The organism is Stenotrophomonas sp. YJH_SMC_29, from assembly GCF_059371235.1.
The window spans coordinates 15859-37001 of sequence record NZ_JCAFUK010000028.1 but is presented as its reverse complement, the minus strand read 5'-3'; the positions used below and the strand labels follow the sequence as shown (position 1 = coordinate 37001).

At 67.7% G+C, this 21143-nt stretch carries 17 protein-coding genes and 1 pseudogene; 6 read left to right on the top strand and 12 right to left on the bottom strand.

Annotation, left to right across the window (positions count from 1 at the left end; all coding sequences use genetic code 11):
- A pseudogene (locus AC5P9I_RS20780) lies at nt 1–124 on the top strand (IS110 family transposase); the annotation flags it as partial.
- Nucleotides 125–319: 195 nt separating this feature from the next.
- Here AC5P9I_RS20780 and AC5P9I_RS20775 read toward each other — a convergent pair.
- From AC5P9I_RS20775 to AC5P9I_RS20755, 5 genes are read right to left on the bottom strand one after another with little or no spacing between them, the layout of a single operon-like run.
- The gene (locus AC5P9I_RS20775) at nt 320–1387 is read right to left on the bottom strand and encodes an acyltransferase family protein (RefSeq protein ID WP_130768201.1); all 1068 of its coding nucleotides are present in this window, start codon (nt 1385–1387) and stop codon (nt 320–322) included.
- Entirely contained in the window at nt 1387–2535 is a 1149-nt protein-coding gene (nagA, locus tag AC5P9I_RS20770; protein WP_130768202.1) for an N-acetylglucosamine-6-phosphate deacetylase, read from the bottom strand. The genes AC5P9I_RS20775 and nagA overlap by 1 nt, the downstream gene beginning before the upstream one ends.
- On the bottom strand, nt 2535–3563 hold the full coding sequence (locus AC5P9I_RS20765) for an SIS domain-containing protein (protein WP_057494991.1): 1029 nt from the start codon (nt 3561–3563) through the stop codon (nt 2535–2537). The genes nagA and AC5P9I_RS20765 overlap by 1 nt, the downstream gene beginning before the upstream one ends.
- A gap of 7 nt (nt 3564–3570) precedes the next feature.
- Nucleotides 3571–4638 (bottom strand): LacI family DNA-binding transcriptional regulator, encoded by a 1068-nt coding sequence (locus AC5P9I_RS20760; RefSeq protein ID WP_049466708.1) that lies wholly within the window; start codon nt 4636–4638, stop codon nt 3571–3573.
- A gap of 39 nt (nt 4639–4677) precedes the next feature.
- Nucleotides 4678–5967 carry a sugar MFS transporter gene (locus AC5P9I_RS20755; protein WP_130768203.1) on the bottom strand — a complete coding sequence of 430 codons (1290 nt, stop codon included), beginning with the start codon at nt 5965–5967 and terminating at the stop codon, nt 4678–4680.
- Between the two features lie 376 nt (nt 5968–6343).
- On the opposite strand from AC5P9I_RS20755, the gene AC5P9I_RS20750 reads away from it, so the two are divergent.
- From AC5P9I_RS20750 to AC5P9I_RS20740, 3 genes are all read left to right on the top strand, one after another.
- Entirely contained in the window at nt 6344–7360 is a 1017-nt protein-coding gene (locus AC5P9I_RS20750; RefSeq protein ID WP_053461389.1) for a glucokinase family protein, read from the top strand.
- 143 nt (nt 7361–7503) lie between these two features.
- Nucleotides 7504–10167 carry a TonB-dependent receptor gene (locus AC5P9I_RS20745; RefSeq protein WP_130768204.1) on the top strand — a complete coding sequence of 888 codons (2664 nt, stop codon included), beginning with the start codon at nt 7504–7506 and terminating at the stop codon, nt 10165–10167.
- Between the two features lie 111 nt (nt 10168–10278).
- Nucleotides 10279–12636 carry a family 20 glycosylhydrolase gene (locus tag AC5P9I_RS20740; RefSeq protein WP_130768205.1) on the top strand — a complete coding sequence of 786 codons (2358 nt, stop codon included), beginning with the start codon at nt 10279–10281 and terminating at the stop codon, nt 12634–12636.
- A 105-nt stretch (nt 12637–12741) separates the two neighbouring features.
- Here the strand turns inward: AC5P9I_RS20740 and AC5P9I_RS20735 are convergent, their stop codons facing one another.
- Together AC5P9I_RS20735 and AC5P9I_RS20730 are read right to left on the bottom strand one after the other, a co-directional pair.
- Nucleotides 12742–13134 (bottom strand): VanZ family protein, encoded by a 393-nt coding sequence (locus tag AC5P9I_RS20735; RefSeq protein ID WP_049466699.1) that lies wholly within the window; start codon nt 13132–13134, stop codon nt 12742–12744.
- Nucleotides 13131–14315, bottom strand: coding sequence for a class I SAM-dependent methyltransferase (locus tag AC5P9I_RS20730; RefSeq protein WP_049466698.1), 1185 nt, complete (start codon nt 14313–14315; stop codon nt 13131–13133). Before AC5P9I_RS20730 ends, AC5P9I_RS20735 begins: the two co-directional genes overlap by 4 nt.
- Nucleotides 14316–14374: 59 nt before the next feature.
- On the opposite strand from AC5P9I_RS20730, the gene AC5P9I_RS20725 reads away from it, so the two are divergent.
- Entirely contained in the window at nt 14375–15112 is a 738-nt protein-coding gene (locus AC5P9I_RS20725) for a pteridine reductase (RefSeq protein WP_049466695.1), read from the top strand.
- Nucleotides 15113–15171: 59 nt separating this feature from the next.
- On the opposite strand, the gene folK is transcribed toward AC5P9I_RS20725, so the two are convergent.
- Nucleotides 15172–15657: a 2-amino-4-hydroxy-6-hydroxymethyldihydropteridine diphosphokinase gene (gene folK / locus AC5P9I_RS20720; protein WP_049466693.1), complete on the bottom strand. Its 486-nt coding sequence runs from the start codon at nt 15655–15657 to the stop codon at nt 15172–15174.
- A gap of 91 nt (nt 15658–15748) precedes the next feature.
- Here folK and AC5P9I_RS20715 point away from each other — a divergent pair, with 91 nt between their 5' ends.
- Complete coding sequence (locus tag AC5P9I_RS20715) at nt 15749–16492, top strand: proteasome-type protease (RefSeq protein ID WP_053505139.1); 744 nt, start codon at nt 15749–15751, stop codon at nt 16490–16492.
- Nucleotides 16493–17115: 623 nt separating this feature from the next.
- Here the strand turns inward: AC5P9I_RS20715 and AC5P9I_RS20710 are convergent.
- Genes AC5P9I_RS20710 through AC5P9I_RS20695 form a run of 4 tightly spaced genes read right to left on the bottom strand, consistent with a single transcriptional unit; the run spans nt 17116 to nt 21058 of the window.
- Nucleotides 17116–17250, bottom strand: coding sequence for a hypothetical protein (locus AC5P9I_RS20710; protein ID WP_262103160.1), 135 nt, complete (start codon nt 17248–17250; stop codon nt 17116–17118).
- Nucleotides 17251–17287: 37 nt separating this feature from the next.
- The gene (locus AC5P9I_RS20705; RefSeq protein WP_049467923.1) at nt 17288–18799 is read right to left on the bottom strand and encodes an ATP-binding response regulator; all 1512 of its coding nucleotides are present in this window, start codon (nt 18797–18799) and stop codon (nt 17288–17290) included.
- Nucleotides 18800–18803: 4 nt separating this feature from the next.
- Nucleotides 18804–19244, bottom strand: a complete 441-nt coding sequence (locus AC5P9I_RS20700) for a response regulator (protein ID WP_053461396.1) — start codon at nt 19242–19244, stop codon at nt 18804–18806.
- Nucleotides 19241–21058: a sensor histidine kinase gene (locus AC5P9I_RS20695; protein ID WP_235645439.1), complete on the bottom strand. Its 1818-nt coding sequence runs from the start codon at nt 21056–21058 to the stop codon at nt 19241–19243. Before AC5P9I_RS20695 ends, AC5P9I_RS20700 begins: the two co-directional genes overlap by 4 nt.
- Nucleotides 21059–21143: the final 85 nt, after the last annotated feature.

Below are 21143 nucleotides of genomic sequence, written 5' to 3'. Positions count from 1 at the left end.
TTACGCTGGCCTGAAGGCCAAGGGCAAAGCGAGCAAGGTGGCGCTCGTGGCGGTCATGCGCAAAATGCTGGTGATCCTAAACGCCCGTAAGCGGGACGCCGAGGTGGCCCTCGGCTGCCCCTGACAAGACAGTTGCTACTGGCGCACCTGGTAGATCCACGCCATGCGTGGATTAAGCCGCCGATACACCCGGTAGATCCACGCCATGCGTGGATTGAGCCGCCGACACACCCGGTTGGTCCACGCCATGCGTGGATGAGGTGCCCTCCCGGGAAGGGTCAGAGCCCCTTCCTGCGAAAAGCGATCCGACCCCGTGCCATCAGATCTTCAGATAGATCTTGCGGCGGTCCAGCCACCACGCCACACCCCACCACAGCGCGACGAACGCCAGCGCCTGCAGCATCGACGCCAGCTCAAGCGCCTGCGGCATCGCGGCGACCAGTTGCTGCCAGATCCAGCTCCAGGCACCGCTGGCCATCAGCGCCACCGACATCACCGAGGCCCCCAGATACGCGGTGATCGCATTGACGCCGAAGCGCCGGCCCAGCGCCGGCCATCCCTTTTGGTCGATCAGCACGTGGCCCAACCACAGTGCCAGCGCGGCCAGGCCACCGGTCCACAGCACGTAGCTGGGCGTCCACAGTTGCTTGTTCAACGGCAACACCCCGGCCAGCAACAGGCCCAGCACGGCGGTCACCGCACCCAGCCCCGCCAGCGCGGCGGCACGTCCGCTGCGCAGCAGGCCACCGGCCAACAGGCCCAGTACGGTACTGGCCAGCGCACCCAGCGTGCTCAGCAGCCCTTCCGGGTCATGGCCCAGCCCAGTATCGGCCTGCCACTGGTAGATCCAGGGGGCGAACAGCATGGTGTCCAGGCGGCTGGCCGGGTTGGTCCATGGCGCCAGGTCACCGATGCCCAGCAGCAGCACGGTGTAGCCCACCAGCAGCGTGACCAGCACGCCCACCTGCACGCGCGGCCGCGCATACACCGCCAGAACACCCACCAACGCTGCGCACACCGCGATCCGTTGCAGCACGCCCCAGATGCGGAAGTGATGGGTATGCAGCGCCCACCAGATCAGCAGGTGCAGCAGTGCACCGGCCACGAGGATGCGCAGCGCGCGCTCCAGTACGCCGCGCGCCAACGCCGGTCGCGCCGCCGTATCCCGCGCGCGCGGTGCCACGCTGAAGGCCATCGACACGCCCACCAGGAACAGGAAGAACGGGAACACCAGGTCGGTGGGCGTGCAGCCGTGCCATTCCGAATGGCGCAGCGGTGCAAACACCGCACTCCAGTCACCCGGATTGTTGACCAGCAGCATCGCCGCCACGGTGATGCCGCGCAGGGCATCGATCGAGCCCAGGCGGCGTGGCGGCGTACTGTTCATCAGGCGGCCTCGTACTGTCCGGCAATCCAGGTACCACGCACCTGCAGGGCGTCGTCCAGCAGCACCAGGTCGGCCTGGTAGCCCTCGGCGATATGGCCCAGGCGGTCGTCGACGTTGAGGAACTGCGCCGGATAGGTCGACGCCATGCGTGCGGCTTCGGCCAGCGGTTGGCCAAGCAGCTGCACGGTATTGCGGACGGCGGTGGCCATGTCCAGCGCAGAACCGGCCAGCGAACCGGCGGCATTGCGCACCACGCCATCGATGGCGGTGATGGTTTCGCCATACAGCACGTAACTGGGATCGTCGGCACCGACTGGCGGCATCGCATCGGTTACCAGCAGCAGGCGGCCACGCGGCTTGGCCGCCAGTGCCACGCGCAGGCTGGCCGGGTGCGCATGCACGCCGTCGACGATGATGCCGATCCAGCTGTCGCGGTCTTCCAGCGCAGCGCCCACTGCGCCGGGCTCGCGGCCCTGCAGTGGCGACATCGCGTTGTACAGGTGGGTGAAACCGCGCACGCCCGCATCCAGGCCGGCACGGATCTCTTCGTAGGTGCCTGCGGTGTGGCCGGCGGCAACGATCACGCCCCGCTCGACCAGTGCACGGATGGTCTCCAGCGGCACGCGCTCCGGCGCCAGCGTCAGCAGGGTTACGCCGTTGTCCAGCGACGCGGCCAGTGCGATCTCTTCTTCATCCGGCACGCGGAACTTGCTGGCATCGTGCGTGCCCTTGCGCGCCGGCGCGATGTACGGGCCTTCCAGGTGGATGCCGATCACCCCCGGCACGCCCTGCGCGATGGCCTCGCGCATCGCACCGATGGCTTCGCGCATCACCGCCACGTCATCGCTGATCAGCGTGGGCAGCATCGCGGTGGTACCGAAACGGCGATGGGCCTGCGCGATGGTGCGCAGCGCCGCGACGTCCGGCGTGTTGTTGAACAGCGCGCCGCCGCCACCATTGACCTGCACGTCGATGAAGCCGGGCAGCAGCCAGCCGCCGCCCAGGTCCACCTGTTCGGCCGCGTGGCCGAGCTGCGGCGCGGCATCGGGCAGCAGCGCGCTGATGCGGCCGTCTTCGATCACCACCGCCAGGTCGTCGCGGAACTCATCGCCTGCCAGGATGCGGGCGTTGCGCAGCACGGTGGCCATCACACCGTCTCCGTGACCTTGTTCAGATGCGGCGGCAGGTCCGGGTTGAAGCCACGGCGCAGTGCCAGCGCGTTGATCGCGCGGTAGAAGCTCTGCACGGTCAGCAGCGGTGCGCACAGCGGATGCGGTGCGGCGGCCACCGGCAGGTTGCCACCGGCACCGGCCAGCCACACCTGCGCGCCGCGTGCGGTGAACTCATCGACCACCGCACGGGTACCGGCGCCGGTTTCGTCCGGCTGGGCGAAGGCCAGCACCGGGAAGCCGCGGTCGACCAGCGCCATCGGGCCGTGCTTGACCTCGGCCGAGCTGTAGGCCTCGGCGTGCAGGCTGCAGGTTTCCTTGAACTTCAGCGCGGCTTCCTGCGCTGCACCCAGGCCCAGGCCACGGCCGAGCACGAACAGGTTGGTGGCGTCGACCAGGCCCTCGGTCACCGCGCTCCAGTCGCACTGCCAGGCCTCACGCAGCGCATCGGGCAGCAGGTCCAGCGCTGCACGCAGGCTGCTGTCCTGCTTCCAGTACGCGGCCAGCTGCAGCAACGCGGCCAGCGAGGCCAGGTAGCTCTTGGTCGCCGCCACGCTCTTTTCAGCCCCCGCGTGCAGCGGGATGACCGTGTCGGCCAGCTGCGCCAGCGGTGAATCCTCGACGTTGACCAGCGCGATCACGCGCGCGCCGGCGGCCTTGGCCGCCTCGGCGTTGCGCAGCAGGTCCGGGCTCTTGCCCGACTGCGAAATGACGATGAACAACGCACCGCGCAGCTGCAGCGGCGCCGCGTAGACCGAACCCACCGACGGCGAGGCCGACGCGACCACCAGGCCCAGTTGGGTCTCCAGCAGGTATTTGCCGTAGGTAGCGGCGTGGTCGGAGCTGCCACGTGCGCAGGTGACCACGAACGGCGGCGGCGCGGCGCGCAGGCTGGCAGCCAGCGTTTCCAGGGTGGCGTGGTTGCGCGAGAACTGGCGGGCAACCACGTCGGCCGCTTCGGCGGCCTCGGCGAACATCAGGGTGGACGTGGGGTCTGACAGCGACATGGCGGGCTCAGGCAGGATCGGAAGGAAGGGGGCGTGCGCCGGCCGGGCGCATCGGCGCGGTCGAGCCGCGCACCACCAGCTGCGGCACGAAGCCCTGGTTGTGCAGCGGCGCCGGCGCATCGTCGTAGGCATCGCTGCGCAGCTGCGCGATCAGCAGGCGCGCGGCGTGGCGGGCGATGTCCTCGGTGGCCTGCTTGGCGGTGGTCAGCGGCGGCCACGACTGGCGCGAGAACGGGCTGTCCTCGAACCCGGCGATGGACAGGTCGTAGGGCACGTTCATGCCGGCCGACTTGGCAGCGGCCAGCACGCCGGCGGCGATTTCGTCGTTGGAACCGAAGATGGCGGTGGGCGGCTCGCGCAGCGCCAGCAGGCGGCGCGCACCCCGGAAGCCGTCGTCGAAGGTGTAATCGCCCTGCACCACCAGGTGCTTGTCCACGGTCATGCCGTAGTCCTTCAGCGCGGCTTCGTAACCGGCATAGCGTTCGCCCGAAGAGCGATGCGAACTGCCCCCCCACAGGAAGCCGATGCGCTGGTGGCCCAGCTGGATCAGGTGTTCGGTGATCTCGTAAGCGGCCTCGCGGTCGTCGACGAACACGCAGGCACCGTCGGCGGGGTCTTCGGTGGCGGCGATGATGCGCACCAGCTTGATGCCACGCGCGGTCAGCGCCTGGACCAGGTCGCGGCGCTCGGACATCGGTGCGGTCAGCACCAGCCCGGCCAGGCGCGAGCGCTGTACCCAGTCGGCCAGCTCATCGGCCAGCAGCGGCGAGCTGGAATCGCAGGGATGGATCTGCAGGCCGAAGCCGGTCTCGCGGCAGGCGGCCAGCACGCCGTTCTGCACGCCGATGATGTGGTACGGGTTCGGGTTGTCGTAGACCAGCCCGATCACGAAGGTGGTGCCGCTGCGCAGGTTGCGTGCGGACGGATCGGGCTCGTAATCGAGTTCGGCGATGGCACGCAGTACCCGCGCACGGGTGGCCTGCATCACCGAAGGTTCGTTGTTGATCACCCGCGAGACCGTCTTCAGCGAGACCTTGGCCTTCTCCGCAACGTCCTTGATGGTCGCTCTGCGCATGGGTTTTCCCTGGGGTTGGCTGCCGTCCATCATCGCCGATCAGGCCTTGTCCTGCGGCAGGCCGGCGCGGTGGCCGATCACCGAGTAGAACAGGATGTACAGGTAGCACGGCACCATCAGCAGCACGAACACCAGCTGGAAGTCGATGTGCTGCTTGAGCACGGCGAACAGCTGCGGAATGATCGCGCCGCCGGCAATGCCCATCACCAGCAGCGCCGAGCCGGTCTCGGTGAAACGGCCCAGGCCGCGGATCGCCAGCGGGAAGATCGCCGGCCACATCATGGCGTTGGCGAAGCCCAGCAGGGCCACGAAGGCCACCGAGACGTAGCCGTGGGTGGCCCAGGCGCCGAGGCAGAACACCACACCCAGCACGGCCGAGAAGGTCAGGTAGCGCGACTGCGACACCACGTTGGGGATCAGCAGCAGGCCGACGACATAGCCGACCAGCATCGCGCCCAGGGTCAGCGAGGTGAACATCTTGGTCTGGTCCAGCGGCAGGTCGAAACCATGGCCGTAGGTACCGATCGCATCACCGGCCATCACCTCCACGCCCACGTAGACGAACAGGCACAACACGCCCAGCCACAGGTGCGGGAACTGGAAGATGCTGCGCCGTTCGGCGGCACCGGCGGCGACCGACGTGGCATTGGCTTCGGACGACTTGATTTCCGGCAGCGGCGAGAACAGCACGGCCACCGCCAGCACCACCAGCAGCGCGGCCATCGCCAGGTACGGGGTGTGGATCTTGGCCGCGAACTCGTTCAGCAGCGCGGCCTTGGTGACCGCATCAGCCGCCTGCACCTGCGCATCAAGGTCGCCGATGCCATGCAGCACCAGCGTGCCGATCAGCACCGGGGCGAGCATGCCGGCGATCTTGTTGCAGATGCCCATCAGCGCGATGCGGCGCGCTGCGGTCTCGATCGGGCCGAGGATGGAAATGTAGGGGTTGATCGCGGTCTGCAGCAGGGCCAGGCCGCTGCCGATCACGAACAGGCCGCCGAGCGCGCCCGGGTACCAGCGCTGGGTGGCGAATTCGCCGAACAGGGCGGCCCCCCCGGCCATCACCAGCAGGCTCAGGCTCAGGCCCTTCTTCATGCCGGTACGGCGCAGGATCCACGACGCTGGCAGGGCCAGGAAGAAGTAGGACAGGTAGAACACCATCAGCACCAGGAAGGCGCCGACCTCGCTGAGTTCGAAGGCCAGCTTGACGAAGGTGATCAGCGGACCGTTGAGCCAGGTGAAGAAGCCGATCAGGAAGAACAGCACGCCGACGATGGCGATGGAGGTGGCCACGTTCGGGCGCGCGCTTGCAGCGGGGACGGCGGACATCAGGAGGGCTCCTGCGGCGACGGCCGCAGAACGCGGCGTCGGAGAGTGGCTGGGAACAACGTTGTCACATTCTTTCGATGGACAACGGCGGTTTGTCAACTTCCATCCGACGCCCCCTGCGCGCCATGTTGCACTGCGCAACGCAGTGGCCGTGCATCACGCTGAATGCGCTGGGCAGCTTGAGCCCCATGGCACAACGGTTCCCGCGTGAATCCCGCATTCACGCCATGTAAACGTTTACCACGTGGCGCATTCGTTGCGGCGCAGCAACGAAAGTGTCACGAACTCGTTGACATCGTTGTCAGCGCGGTTACAGACTCCGGCCCAATCGCCGCTCCCGATCCCGGGGCCGGCCCCACCTGCAGCAGGAGCCCGCGTGACCGCCAGCCACCCCGCCCCGGCCCATGTCCTGTCCCGCGTCGCGCCCTCGTTCCTGGCCGCCGACGTCGGTGGCACCCATGTGCGCGTGGCCCGGGTCCAGGCCAGCGGCGATGCCGCCCATCCGGTGCAGGTGCTGGAATACCGCAAGTACCGCAACGCCGACCACGCCGGTCTCAGCGCGATCCTGTCCGACTTCCTGGGCGAAGGCCCGCGCCCCACGCACTGCGTGGTCGCCAGCGCCGGCTACGCCCGCGAGGACGGCACCGTGATCACCGCCAACCTGCCGTGGCCGCTGTCGGCGCGCCAGGTGGAAGCCGATGTGGGCCTGCAGCGGGTCTACATCGTCAACGACTTCGAGGCGGTGGCCTACGCTGCCGCGCAGGTCGACGCCAGCGGCGTGCTGCACCTGTGCGGCCCGGACACCGCCGCGCGTGGCCCGACCCTGGTGGTCGGCCCCGGCACCGGCCTGGGCGCCGCGCTGTGGATCCCCACCGCGCACGGCCCGGTGGTGCTGCCCACCGAAGCCGGCCAGCCGACCCTGGCGGCCAGCACCGAACTGGAAATGGCCATCGTCCGCCACATGCAGCGTGATCGCGCCCATGTGTCGATCGAGCATGCGATCTCCGGCCCGGGCCTGATGAACCTGTACCGCGCGGTCTGCGCGCTGCAGGGGCAGGCGCCGACGCTGGCCAGCCCCGATGCGGTCACCGCTGCGGCCATGGCCGATACCGATGCACGCGCGCGCCAGGCGCTGGATGTGTTCTGCGGCCTGCTCGGCAGCACCATCGGTGACATGGCGCTGTTCTACGGCGCGCATGGGGGCGTCTACCTGGCCGGCGGCATCCTGCCGCAGATCCGCGAATACCTGCATGCCAGCACGTTCGTCGAGCGCTACCTGCAGAAGGGACCGATGGGCGAAGCGCTGGCACGCATTCCGGTGAAGGTCGTCGAGCACGGCCAGCTGGGCGTGGTCGGCGCGGCCAGCTGGTACCTGCAGCAGTCCGCGGCCTGACACCGCAACAGGCTTCAACGCAATCGCAGCACGCAGTACGTGGCACGCCAACGCACGGGACTTCGCCGCCGCCCCGCGCATGTCATCGCAACCGTTATCGAACACCGCCGCCGGCATCCAATCGAGTGATGAGGAGAGACATCATGAACACCCGCAAGACCCTGCTTTCGGCCGCCATCGTCAGCTGCATCGCCTTCAGTGCGCACGCGCAGCAGGCTGCCCCGACCGCCACCGACCTGGACACCGTGACCGTTACCGGCATCCGTGGCTCGATGGAAAAATCGCTGGACACCAAGCGCGAAGCCAATGCGCGCGTGGAAGTGGTCACCGCCGAAGACGTGGGCAAGCTGCCGGCGCACAACGTCGCCGACACCCTGCAGCGCCTGCCGGGCGTCAACATCAGCTCGTCCAGCGCCGATGAAGGCGGCTTCGACGAAGCCGACCGTGTCAGCCTGCGCGGCACCAGCCCGAGCCTGACCCAGACCCTGATCAACGGCCACACCGTCGGTTCGGCCGACTGGTTCGTGCTCAGCCAGGGCAACAACGTCGGCCGCAGCGTCAGCTACTCGCTGCTGCCGTCCGAACTCGTCAGCTCGGTGGAAGTGAACAAGTCCTCGCAGGCCAAGCTGCAGGACGGCGGCACCACCGGCACCGTCAACATCATCACGCGCAAGCCGCTGGAGTTCTCCAAGCCGTTCACCGCGGAAGGCTCGATCGGCCTGGTGCGCTCGGACCAGGCCAAGTCGAACGACCCGCAGTATTCGGCGCTGTTCAACTACAAGAACGACGAAGGCACCTTCGGCGTGATGGTGCAGGGCTTCAGCCAGAAGCGCGAACTGCGCCGTGAAGCGCAGGAAATCCCGGGCGGCTTCTTCAAGATCGGCGCAAACGATCCGGTCGCCAGGACCAATCCGGACCTGATCGGCGTCAACGTTCCGGGCCTGCTGGGTTCGACCCTGTTCGAACAGACCCGCGAGCGCAAGGGCGGCCTGGTCTCGCTGCAGTTCAAGCCGAGTGACAGCCTCACCCTCGGCCTGAATGGTTTCAGCTCCGAGCTGAAGGCGAACAACTACAACCGCAACTTCATGATGTTCGGCAACAGCTTCGCCAAGTCGCAGGCGCCGGATCCGGGCTATGTGGTCAAGGATGGCGTGCTGACCAATGCCACCTACCGGGGCGTGCCGGGCACCGACTACGCGGTGTACGACATGATCTATCGTGAGTCGAAGGCCAAGTCGAGCTATGTCACTTTCGATGCCGACTGGCAGATCAACGACAGCCTGACGGCAAAGTTCCAGGCCGGCAGCACCAAGGGCACCGGCGAAACGCCGCGCCAGTACATCGCCGAAGTCACCCTGGCCAACGGCGGCGGCGCCAGCTGGGCCACCCACGGCAATGGCTCGCCGATCGACTGGAACGTCGGCGGCGACATCTCGCCCAACGGCGTGACCAGCTTCGGCACCTGGGGCAACCAGCAGGTCACCGCCGAAGACAAGGAGAAGTGGGCCACGCTCGACTTCAACCAGTACTTCAACGATGGCGGCGTGCTGAGCTCGATCGACTTCGGTCTGCGTTTCGCCGACCACAAGCGCGAAGCACTGTCGCCGGAAGGCGCAACGCCGGGTGACATCTGGAGCGCACTGAAGAACGGCGCGACGGCCAACTATCCCAGCGGCTTTGCCGGTGACATCGGCGGCACCTTCCCGCGCAACCTCTGGTACTTCACGCCGGGCGCGCTGAAGGACGCGGTGACCAACAACTCCACCTGGCTGGCCGGCAATGATGGCCCGACCGGTCGCCACAACTACGGCGCCGAATGGAAGGTGAAGGAGAAGAACTTCGCCGGCTACGTGCAGGCCAACTTCCGCGGCGACTGGTGGAGCGGCAACGTCGGCCTGCGCTACGTCAACATCAAGCAGGACATCGACACCTACAACGCCGTCAGCAAGGCCGCTGATGCAGATGTCAGCAGCCTGTTCGGCATGTGGGAGCGCCTGGTCTTCCAGAACAAGCGCAACCGTGTGCTGCCCAGCGCCAACATCAAGTTCGACCTGGACGACTCGCTGGTGCTGCGCGTCGCCGCCTCGCAGACCCAAACCCTGCCGGACTACTCGGCACTGGGTGCCTCCTCGTACGGTTCGGACCTGAACCGCACCGGCGGCGGCGGCAATCCGAACCTCAAGCCGACCCTGTCCACCAACCTGGACGCCAACCTGGAGTGGTACTTCATGCCGCGCGGCCTGCTGTCGGTGGGCGCGTATCACATGGACCTGAAGGACTACATCGCCTTCGACGTGGTCTCGCGCCAGCTGTACAGCGAACTGACCAACCAGCTCGAGACCTACCAGATCTCCACCCCGATCAACGCCGACGGCAAGGTCACCGGCGTGGAAGTGGCCTACGAGCAGCCGATCGGCGAGTACTTCGGCATCAATGCCAACTACACCTACGCCAACGGCACCACCTCGCATACCTGGTCGGATGGCTCGCACAACCTGCTGGGCACCTCGAAGAACACCTACAACGTGGGTGCCTACTTCGAGAACGAGCGCTTCGGTGCCCGCGTCAGCTACACCCGCCGTTCCTCGTTCCTGATCAGCCTGTCCGGTACCAATCCGTACTACCAGGATGACTTCGGCACGCTGTCGGCATCGCTGAGCTTCAAGGCCACCGATTGGCTGAGCATCAGCCTGGATGGCCTGAACCTCAACAACCCGACCTACAAGTACTACCAGACCGCGGCCATCCCGACCTCGTTCTACAGCAACGGTCGCCAGTACTACCTCAACTTCCGCTTCAAGTACTGATCCAGCGGCAGCAACATCGCCGAGTCGTGCACGCACGCCGGGCCTGGGTCATTCCGGGCCCGGCGTTTTTCATGTATAGCGTTCATCGCACCGTTCCAAGGAGTCGTTCCGATGGTCAAGCCTTCCCGCGCCCGGATGCGCAGCGCGCTGCTGCTGGGCAGCCTGATCGCCCTGCTGCCGGCACTGCCGGCGCTGGCCGCCGATCCCACGCCCGCCACCGAAGCCCCCGGCCCGCAGCTGCGCACCGGCAGCCTGATGCTGATTCCCGCGCCAGCCACTGTGCAACGCGGCCAGGGCAGCGGCATCACCGTGCGCGCCGATACCGTGCTGCTGGCCGAAGGCGAGGCCGCACAGCGCGTCGCCAGCCAGTTCGCCGACCTGCTGGCGCGCAGTGGCGGCCCGCGCCTGGCGCTGGCCAAGGGCAAGACCGCGGCCAGCACCGGTGGCATCCGCTTCCAGATCGTGCCCACCTTCCGCGACAGCGGCGAGAGCTACACGCTGGAAAGCACCGCACAGGGCGTAGTGGTACAGGCCGGCAACGAAACCGGCCTGTTCTATGGCGCAACCACCCTCGCCCAGCTCGCCACCGGCGGCAGCAACGGCGTGCTGCCGGCAGTGCAGATCCAGGACGCGCCACGCTTCAGCTGGCGCGGTTTCATGCTCGACTCGGCACGGCATTTCCAGAGCCTGGACGAGATCAAGCGCGTGCTCGATGCGATGGCCGCGCACAAGCTCAACACCTTCCATTGGCACCTGACCGATGACCAGGGTTGGCGCATGGAGATCAAGCGCTATCCGAAGCTGACCGAGGTGGGCAGCTGCCGCCTCCCGGCCGGCGACGGTGGCATCGATCCGGTCACTGGCAAGGAGCATCCGTATTGCGGCTTCTACACGCAGGACCAGATCCGCGAAGTGATCGCCTATGCCGCGAAGCTGCATATCCAGGTGATTCCGGAAATCGATGTGCCGGGGCACGCGACCGCAGCGATTGCCGCGTACCCGGAACTGGGTTCGATCAATACCCCGCTGAAGCCGATCAGCGAATGGGGCGTGTTCCCGAACCTGTTCAACGTCGAAGACAGCACCGTCACCTTCCTCGAAAACGTGCTGGAAGAGGTGATTGCGCTGTTCCCAGCCAGGTACGTGCACGTCGGCGGCGACGAGGCGGTCAAGGACCAGTGGGAAGCCTCCAGGCAGGTCCAGCAGCGCATGCGTGCGCTGGGCATCAAGGATGAAATGGCCATGCAGAGCCACATCATCAAGCGCCTGGAGACCTTCCTGGAGGAGCACGACCGGCGCCTGATCGGCTGGGATGAAATCCTCGAAGGCGGGCTGCCGCCGCAGGCCACGGTGATGTCCTGGCAGGGCACCGAAGGTGGCCTGGCCGCGGCCAGTGCCGGCCATGACGTGGTCATGTCGCCGGTCGGCTACCTGTACCTGGACTACCTGCAGACGGCCTCGCCGAACGAACCTCCCGGCCGCCCGACCCAGGTCAACCTCGGCAAGCTGTATAACTTCGAACCGGTGCCGGCCGAGCTTGCGGCCGACAAGCGCCAGCACATCCTGGGCCTGCAGGCCAACATGTTCACCGAACACACGCGCACCTACGCGCGCCTGCAGCACAACCTGTTCCCACGCCTGGCCGCAGTGGCCGAGACCGGCTGGAGCACGCCGGAACATCGCGACTTCCGCGATTTCCTCGCGCGCCTGCCCGCGCAGCTGCAACGCTACCGCGCCTGGGGCCTGGCCTACGCGCAGACGCCGTTTGAAGTGGGCGTGGACTACACCGATGATCGCGCGAAGAACTCCGTGACCGTGTCGCTGGCCAACCCGCTGGGCTATGAAGTGCGCTACAGCACCGATGGCCAGCCGGTGACGGCGCAGTCGCCGCTGTACCAGCAGCCGCTGACCGCGCAGCTGCCCGCTACCGTGCAGGCCGCCGCGTTCTACCAGGGCCAGATGCTGGCGGCGAAGCCGACGGTCGCGGCGTTCAGCGCACAATCGCTGCTCAGCCGCCGCAGCGATGAACTGCTCAGCTGCGTGGGCAGCAAAGGGCTGGTGCTGCGCCTGGAAGACGATGGCCCGCGCGAGGGAACGCGTGCGGTGTTCAACGTGGACATCTTCCAGCCGTGCTGGCGCTGGCCGCAGGCGCAGCTGGACGGCATCGGCAGCGTGGAAGTCCGCGCGGGGCGTATTCCGTACTACTTCCAGCTGGCCCACGACGAGCCCAAGCGTCGCTTCGAGAAGGCCAAGCGCGCGCACGGCGAGATGCAGGTGCGTCGCGGCGATTGCAGCGGCAAGGTGCTGGCCGAAGTACCGCTGCCGGCCACGCCCGATGCCGATGGCTTCGTGACGCTGCGTGCGGCGCTGCCGAAGGGGACGCAGGGCACCGCTGACCTGTGCATCAACTTCACCGGCGACACGCGCCCGGCGATGTGGGTGCTGGATGAGGTCACGCTGGGGAAATGACGGCAGGCCTGTCCGGGTGGGTGCCGACCTTGGTCGGCACCTCGGGCACTTCATCCACGCATGGCGTGGATCTACGGTTAGGTGCCAAACTGGGTTGGCACGCCTTTACCCGCGCCAGCGCAGCAGCAGGTCGCGCATGGGGGTCAATGCCGTGCCCATGCCCGCCAGCACGCCCACCGTGTTGGCGATGGCGTCCATCGGATCGGCCATGCGGTCATCGGTCAATGCACCCTGCGCGAACTCGATGCCGATGCCCATCAGCACCAGGCCCACGGCCACCCACAGCAGCGGACGACCGCGACGGAACAGCTGCACCGCGCTGCCGGCCAGAATGAAGTAAGCGAGGACGTGTTCGCCCTTGTCGCCGTTTTCCGGCAGCGGGATCGGCGGCGGCGGGATCAGGCAGACCACGATCACCAGCAGCACCGCGCTGAACCACAGCGCGGTCCACAGCCGCGGCCGCCGCAGCGGCTTGATCAGCGGCAGCGCATCGCTCACAGGCGCCAGCTCAGGTCACCCAGCTCGAAGGCGGGCTCGAAGTCGACGCCGCGCTGCAGGCCGATCGCCTGGAAGCGCTCCCCCATCTCGGTCGGCAGGGTCAGCTTCTTCACCTGGTCGCGCAGCTGGATACGGCCGACTTCATCGGTGCGTTCCTCGGCCAGCGACAGCACCTGGTCAAGGCCGTTGCCGAGCAGGAAGCTGGCCTGGCTGCAGTAACCCGCCAGCTCGAAACCGCCGTGCATGCCGGCCTCGGCCATCGCGGTGAAATCCACCGACGCGGTGATGTCCTGCAGGCCCGGCCAGCGGTGCACGTCGTTGTGCACGTGGTGGCGGTAGAACGCGCGCACGGTGCCCTCATCGCGGTCGTGCTGGTAGAACTCGCCACGGTTGTAACCGTAGTCGATGAACAGCATCGCGCCGCGCTGCAGGCCGCCCGCCACTGCCTGCAACCAGTACGGCAGCTGCGGCAGCACCTCGGAGCGGTAGCCCTCGGCGAAGGGGCGCTCCAGGTAGCGCTCGATGTGGCGCACCGCACCGTTGAGCAGGATGTCGGCCGGCTGCGCGCCACGGATGAAGTTGCCTTCGGCGTCCAGTTCCACGGTTTCCTCGTAGACCTCGCCATCCCGGATCAGGAAGCGCGGCGTCGGCAGCGCGTCGATTACTTCGTTGGCAAACACCACGCCCTCCCAGTCCTCTTCGAACGGGCGGTCGACCCAGTCCACGCGCGCGGCCAGCTCCACCGGCAGGTTCTGCTGCAGCCGTTGCTGCTGGCGCTCGCGCAGGTCGGCGCTGGGTTCAAGGATGGCGTAGCGCGACGGCAGTGCATCAAGTTCCGCCAGGCGCAGCAGCACCGCCTCGGCGAACGCACCGGTGCCCCCCCCCAGTTCCAGCAGGCGCGCCTGCGCGCCCAGCTGTGCGAATACCGGCGCCAGCGCATTGGCTACGCTGCCGGCGAACAGGCTGCCGAGCTCGGGCGCGGTGGTGAAATCGCCACTGCCACCAAACTTGCTGGCACCCGCGCTGTAATAGCCCCAGCCGGGCGCATACAGGCACAGCTCCATGAAGCGGGAAAACGGCATCGCCCCGCCCTGGGCAAGGATTTCGGCGCGCAGGGCGGCCGCCAGCTGGTCGCTGTGGGCCAGGGCATCGGCTTCGGGCAGGGGGAAGGTGGGCTGCATGGCGTCTTCGAATGCGGTGACAATGGTGCACAGGATAGCCGAGCCTTGGAGGACCCTCGATGAGCGACACCCACCCCGTGGTCCTGATCACCGGCAGCGCACGCCGGATCGGTGCGGCCATCGCCCGCCAGTTCCATGCCTGCGGCTGGTCGGTGGTGCTGCACGCCCACACCTCCAGCGCCGAGCTGCAGCAGGCCGCGTTCGATTTCGACAACGTGCGCCCCGGCAGCGTGCTGGCCCTGCAGGCCGACCTGCGTGACGCCGACGCCCTGCCCGACCTGGTGGAACAGGCGGTTACCCACTTCGGCCGCCTGGATGCGCTGGTCAACAATGCTTCCAACTTCTTCCCCACTCCGCTCGGCCAGGTCACCGCTGAGGCGATGGACGCGCTGTATGCGGTCAACGCACGCGCGCCATTGCTGCTGTCACAGGCGGCGGCGCCCTACCTGCGCCGCCAGCAGGGCTGCATCGTCAATTTGACCGACCTGCACGGCACCGACCCGATGCGCGACCACATCGCCTACACCATGGCCAAGGCCGCGCTGGAGATGGCCACCCGCGCGCTGGCGCTGGAGCTGGCACCGAAAGTGCGGGTCAATGCGGTCGCGCCGGGGGCGATCCTGTGGCCGGAACAGGGCAAGGACGATTTCGCGCGCGAGGCGCTGCTGGCACGCACGCCGTTGGCGCGGATCGGCACGGTCGAGGAGATCGCCGAGGCGGTGTACTGGCTGGTGGCCGAGGCCAGCTTCGTGACCGGCCATACCCTGCGCGTGGATGGCGGGCGTACGGTCAGCTGACGGATTGCCGGCCAGCGGCCGGCACTACCGGTAGTGCCGGCCGCTGGCCGGCAGCCCCGTCATTCCAGGTCAACCACCTCGAACGCCTCGCCAAACTGCGGGTGCGCGCGCCACAGCGTGGCCAGGTCCAGTCCGCTGACCGGATCGATGAAGTCCGGCGCGATGTCGGCCAGCGGCTTCAACACGAACGCGTGCTTCAGCTCCGGCCGCGGGATGCGCAGGTGCCCCGGCCCTTCCACCACCAGGTCGCCATAGAACACCACGTCGATGTCCAGGGTGCGGTCGGAGAAGCGCGGCCCGCTGCGGTCGCGGCCATGCGCATCCTCCAGCGCATGCAGCCAGTCGTCCAGTTCCTGCAGCGGCAGGCCGGTCTCGATCGCCACCGCGTTGTTGAGGAAGGCCGGGCCATCGAAGCCGACCGCGGCAGTACGGTAGGCGGGCGAGACCTGCAGCGCGCCGAAGCGCTCGCGCAGGGCCGTCACCGCGGCGTGGAGGTAGCGGCGGGGCTGGACGTTGCTGCCCAGGCTCAGGAGCACGGTGGTCATGCGGTTCAGGTGACGGCACTTGGGGGGCGTGGACATGCCGTCGTCACGGCGGCCTGCCTACAATCCGGGACGCACATGATAGGGCACCGACATGACCTATTGCGTTGGAATCGAGGTGGACGAGGGCCTGGTCTTCGCTGCCGACACCCGGACCAATGCCTCGCTGGACGATGTGCGCGTGCATCGCAAGCTGCACGTGTTCGAGTATCCCGGCCAGGCAGCCTACGTGCTGATGGCGGCTGGCAACCTGGCCACCACCCAGCTGCTGGTGTCGCGCCTGGGCCGCGACGCCGCAGAGCGACGCGTGCCCAACCTGCGCGACATGACCCACCTGTTCGAAGCCGCCGCGTATGTGGGCCAGCTGTTGGTGGACAGCCAGGTGCACAGCAGCCACAGCGAACACGGCCATGACGGGGTCAACACCCAGGCCACGCTGATCTTCGGCGGCCAGATCGCCGGCGAGCGGCCCGGGCTGTACATGATCTACCCGCTCGGCAACGCCATTGCCGCCTCGCCGGAGACGCCCTACCTGCAGATCGGCGAATCCAAGTACGGCAAGCCGATCCTCGACCGCATCCTCAGCCCGGCCACGCACCTGGAGGATGCCGCGCGTACGGCGATCGTGTCGCTCGATTCCACCATCCGTTCCAATCTGTCGGTGGGCCTGCCGATCGATCTGGCGCTGCTGCGCGACGGCGAACTGCGCATCGGCCAGCAGCTGCGGCTGGGCGCGGATTCCACGCTGTATGCCGACATCCACCAGAACTGGTCGCGGCGGCTGGAACAGGCGGTGGACGCGCTGCCGCGCTTCCCCTGGGAAACCCTGGACCGGTAGTGCCGGCCGCTGGCCGGCAACCGCGTTGATCCCACCACACAGGGATGCCGGCCAGCGGCCGGCACTACCGTGGCATCAGCCCAGCGCTTCGGCCACCGCGCGGAAGACCAGCTGCATCTACTGCAGCTGGAACAGGCGGTGGACGCGCTGCCGCGCTTCCCCTGGGAAACCGACGGATGGTAGTGCCGGCCGCTGGCCGGCAACCGCGTTGATCCCACCACACGGGGATGCCGGCCAGCGGCCGGCACTACCCTGGTATCAGCCCAGCGCTTCGGCCACCGCGCGGAAGATCGGCTGCATCTACTGCAGCTGGAACAGGCGGTGGACGCGCTGCCGCGCTTCCCCTGGGAAACCCTGGACCAGTAGTGCCGGCCGCTGGCCGGCAACCGCGTTGATCCCACCACACAGGGATGCCGGCCAGCGGCCGGCACTACCGTGGCATCAGCCCAGCGCTTCGGCTGCCGCGCGGAAGATCGGCTGCATCTGCTGCGGCAGGGACAGGCGGTGGACGCGCTGCCACGCTTCCCCTGGGAAACCGCCGGACGGTAGTGCCGGCCGCTGGCCGGCAACCGCATTGATTCCACCGCACGGGATGCCGGCCAGCGGCCGGCACTACCCTGGCATCAGCCCAGCGCTTCGGCCACCGCGCGGAAGACCAGCTGCATCTGCAGCGGCAGGAACAGGTAGCCGCGCTTCCCCTGGGAAACCGCCGGACGGTAGTGCCGGCCGCTGGCCGGCAACCGCGTTGATCCCACCACACAGGGACGCCGGCCAGCGGCCGGCACTACCCTGGCATCAGCCCAGCGCTTCGGCCACCGCGCGGAACACCTGCTGCATCTGCAGCGGCTTGCGCAGCACATGCACCTCCACGCCGGGCGGGAACGCATCGGCGGGCACGGCCACCGCGGCATCCTCCAGCACCAGCGCCGGCCCGCGATAGCCCAACGCGGCCATCTCGCCCAGCAGCTGGCTGGCCGGCAGCAGCTTGGAACCGGCATCGGCGATCACCAGGGCCGGCATCGCCTCCTGCTGCATCCAGCGCAGCGCCGCCGGGCCATCGGACGCCAGCTGCAGCTGGTAGCCCTGGCTGGACAACGCATTGCCGAGCAGCGACAGGCGCGTGGCTTCGCCGTCGACGACCAGGATCGACTGCCCACTGCCCAACGCCACCAGCTGTTCGATCGGCTCGCTGCCGTCGCTGGCTTCGTGCATGGGCAAGCGCAGTTCGAAGCAGGTGCCCTGCCCCGGCTGGCTGCTGACATGGATGCTGCCGCCGGCGCCTTCCACGATGCGCTTGCAGGAAATCAGGCCCAGGCCGGTGCCATCGGCCTTGGTGGTGAAGAACGGATTGAACAGGTGCGACAGCGTGTCCGCGTCCATGCCGATGCCTTCATCGGCCACGCAGATGCGCATCCAGTCCACGCCATCGCGCTGGCCGGCATGGCTGGCGGTCAGGCTCAGGCGGCCACCGTTGGGCATCGCCTGGATCGCGTTGAGCGCCAGGTTCAGCATCACCTGCTGCAGTTCGGTGTAGTTGGCGTCGACCACCAGGCCTTCATCCTGCACCTGCAGTTCCAGGCGCACGGCATCGGGCACGTTGCTGCGCAACAGCAGGGCCACCGCATCGAACAGGCCCTTGATCTCGATGCGCTCGCTCGGCTTGCGCGATCCGCGCACGAACGACAGCATCGATTCGGCCATCTCGTGGCCACGGCGGCCACACTCGGCGATGACATCGGCCAGGTGGTGCAGCTGCGGATCGTCGGTACGCGCCTTCAGCAGGTCCGGCATGATCAGCAACGGCTGCAGGATGTTGCGCAGGTCGTGGCTGAGCCCGGCGGCAAGCAGGGACAGGCTTTCCAGGCGCTGCGCACGCATCAGTTCGGTTTCCACGCGTGCGCGCTCGACCGCACTGCGTGCATCGCGGATCGCACGCGCGACCGCCGAGGGCAGGCGTGCCGGCAGGTGCTTGATGATGTAGTCGTTGGCGCCCTTCTGCAGCGCCGCCACCGCATTCTCCTCGCCCATGGTGCCGGAGACGAAGATGAAGGGCACTTCCGGCGAGGTCTCGCGCACGATGCGCAGCGCATCATCACCGGAGAACCCCGGCATGCTCAGGTCGGACAGCACGATGTCCGGCTGGAACGCGGCCAGTGCCTGGCGCAGCTCAGCCTCGCTCTCGACGCGCTCGAAACGGGCGTCCAGGCCCGCATCGAGCATCTGTTCGGACATCAGCTCGGCATCTTCCGGTGAATCCTCCACCAGCAGGATGCGCAGCGCCCCCAGGGCGGGACCGGTCAGGGGCATGGGCTCACTCGAGTTCCGGTGCCTGGTTGATCAACGCCCAGAACTTGCCCAGGGTCTGCACTGCGCCGAAGAACTGGTCCACATCCACCGGCTTGACCACGTAGGCGTTCACGCCCATGTCCCAGCTGCGGGCCAGATCGCTTTCCTCGCGCGAGGACGACAGGATCACCACCGGCAGGCGCTTGAGCTCCTCGTGCTCGCGGATCTGCCGCAGCACTTCCAGGCCATCCATGCGCGGCATCTTGATGTCCAGCAGCAGCACCGCCGGCAGGCCTTCCTCGCGCTCGGCGAAAGCGCCGCGACGCAGCAGGTAGTCCATCACTTCCACGCCGTCTTCGACGTGCACGATGGGATTGGCCAGGCGCGCCTCTTCCAGGGCATCGATCGCCATTTCGGCGTCGGCCGGGCTGTCTTCGGCGAGAAGGATGGTGCGCAGAGTGGTCATGCAGAAGGCCCTTGTTTGTCCGCGTCGTTCGCGGGAGGCAGGTAGAAGTGGAAGGTGGCGCCGACGTCCGGCTCGGCCTCGGCCCAGATGCGGCCGCCATGGCGGGTCAGCACGCGGCGCACGCTGGCCAGGCCGATGCCGGTGCCCGGATAGTCGCTGGCCTTGTGCAGGCGCTGGAACACACCAAACAGTTTGCCGGCGTAGGCCATGTCAAAGCCTGCACCATTGTCGCTGACCGTGAACTGATGGCCACCATCGGGCTGCGGCTGGTAGTCCACGCGGATCTTCGCCGGTTCACGGTTGCCCGAATATTTCACTGCGTTACCAAGCAGGTTCAGCCAGACCTGGCGGATCATGTTCTCGTCGCCCACCACGATCGGCAACGGCGCGATGCTCCACTCCACCCGGTGCGCATGACCGCTGTTCTCGGCCTCGGTCTGCAGGTTGGCATCGAGCATGGCGCGGGTATCGGCCACCAGCGACTGCATGTCCACGGCCTGCTGGCGCATCGCCGCACGGCCCAGGCGCGAGTAGACCAGCAGGTCGTCGATCAGCGCCGCCATGCGACGGGCGGAACTGGAGATCACCTCCAGGTAGTGGCGGCTCTTGTCATCGGCAGCATCGCCAAGGTGGCGCGACAGCTTGTCGGAGAATCCGGCCACGTGGCGCAGCGGCGCGCGCAGGTCGTGCGAGACCGAATAGCTGAAGGCTTCCAGCTCGCGGTTGACCTCGGACACCTGCGCGACCTTGCCTTCCAGCTGGCGGTTCAGCTCTTCCTCGCGCAACTGCACTGCGCGCTGCAGGGTGACGTCGCTGATGGTCAGCAGCACCACCTCGTCATCGGTGTCGGGCAGCGGCATGCGGCGCGCATTGAGCATCATGTAGCGCACCATGCCATCGGCGGTACGCTGCTCATGCTCGAAGTCCCAGAGCTCGCGGCCACGCGACAACACATCGGCCAGGCGCTGGCGCACCACCGTATCCCGCCAGGCGCCGTCGCCGACGTTTTCCAGCAGCAGGCCATCGGCACGCTCGTCCTGCAGGTCGTACAGTTCGGCGAACGCCGGGTTGTGCAGCTGCACGCGCAGGTCGCGGTCGAGCAGCACGATGGGTTCGCGCACGGTCTGCAGTACCGACGCCGCACGCGCGGCCGAGCGCAGCGACTGGCGTTCGGCATGCAGGCGGCGGCCGATCTGCCGCTGCAGCAGCCACAGCACCAGGCCCAGCAGCGCCAGCTGGATCACCAGCGAGCTCCACGCGACCAGTTCGGTCTGCTTGCGCTGGCGCGCGGCCTGCTCTGCACGCCGTGCCAGCAGCGTCTGCTCGCTGGCCTGCAGTTCTTCCACCAGGCCCCGGATCGGGTACCGCGTGCTCAGGTCCTGCACCAGTTCGCGCTGGTCGCTGTTCGGTTCGGACCGGGCCAGTTCGCGTGCCACCGCCAGGCGGCCGTCCAGCATCGATTCGATGCGGCCAATGCGGATCAGCTGCTCGGGGTTGTCGCGGGTCATCCGCCCCAGCTCGGCCAGCCGTCCGGGAATGTCGTTGGCCTTGGCCATGCGCTCGCGCAGGCCGGGCGCATCCACGCCCTTGGACAGGGTCAGGGCGGCCGATTCGACGTCGCGCACATCGGCCTGCAGCTGTTGCAGTGCCACGCCCACGGCCTGGGTATGGTTGACCCAGGCCATCGCCTCTTCGCTGTCCTGCTGCAGTTTGCGCAGCGTCAACCACGGCACCACGATGATCGCGGCAGCCGCCAGCGCCAGAGCCGGCAACCGCCAGCGGTCCCAGATGTCGTCACTGAAAACCAGCGCCATAGTTCCTCGTCAGCACGGCCGCGGAGCGGGACCTGGGGCGGAGCCCGGCTGCGGCGGAACCGGCAATATAGCGCAGGCGGTCACA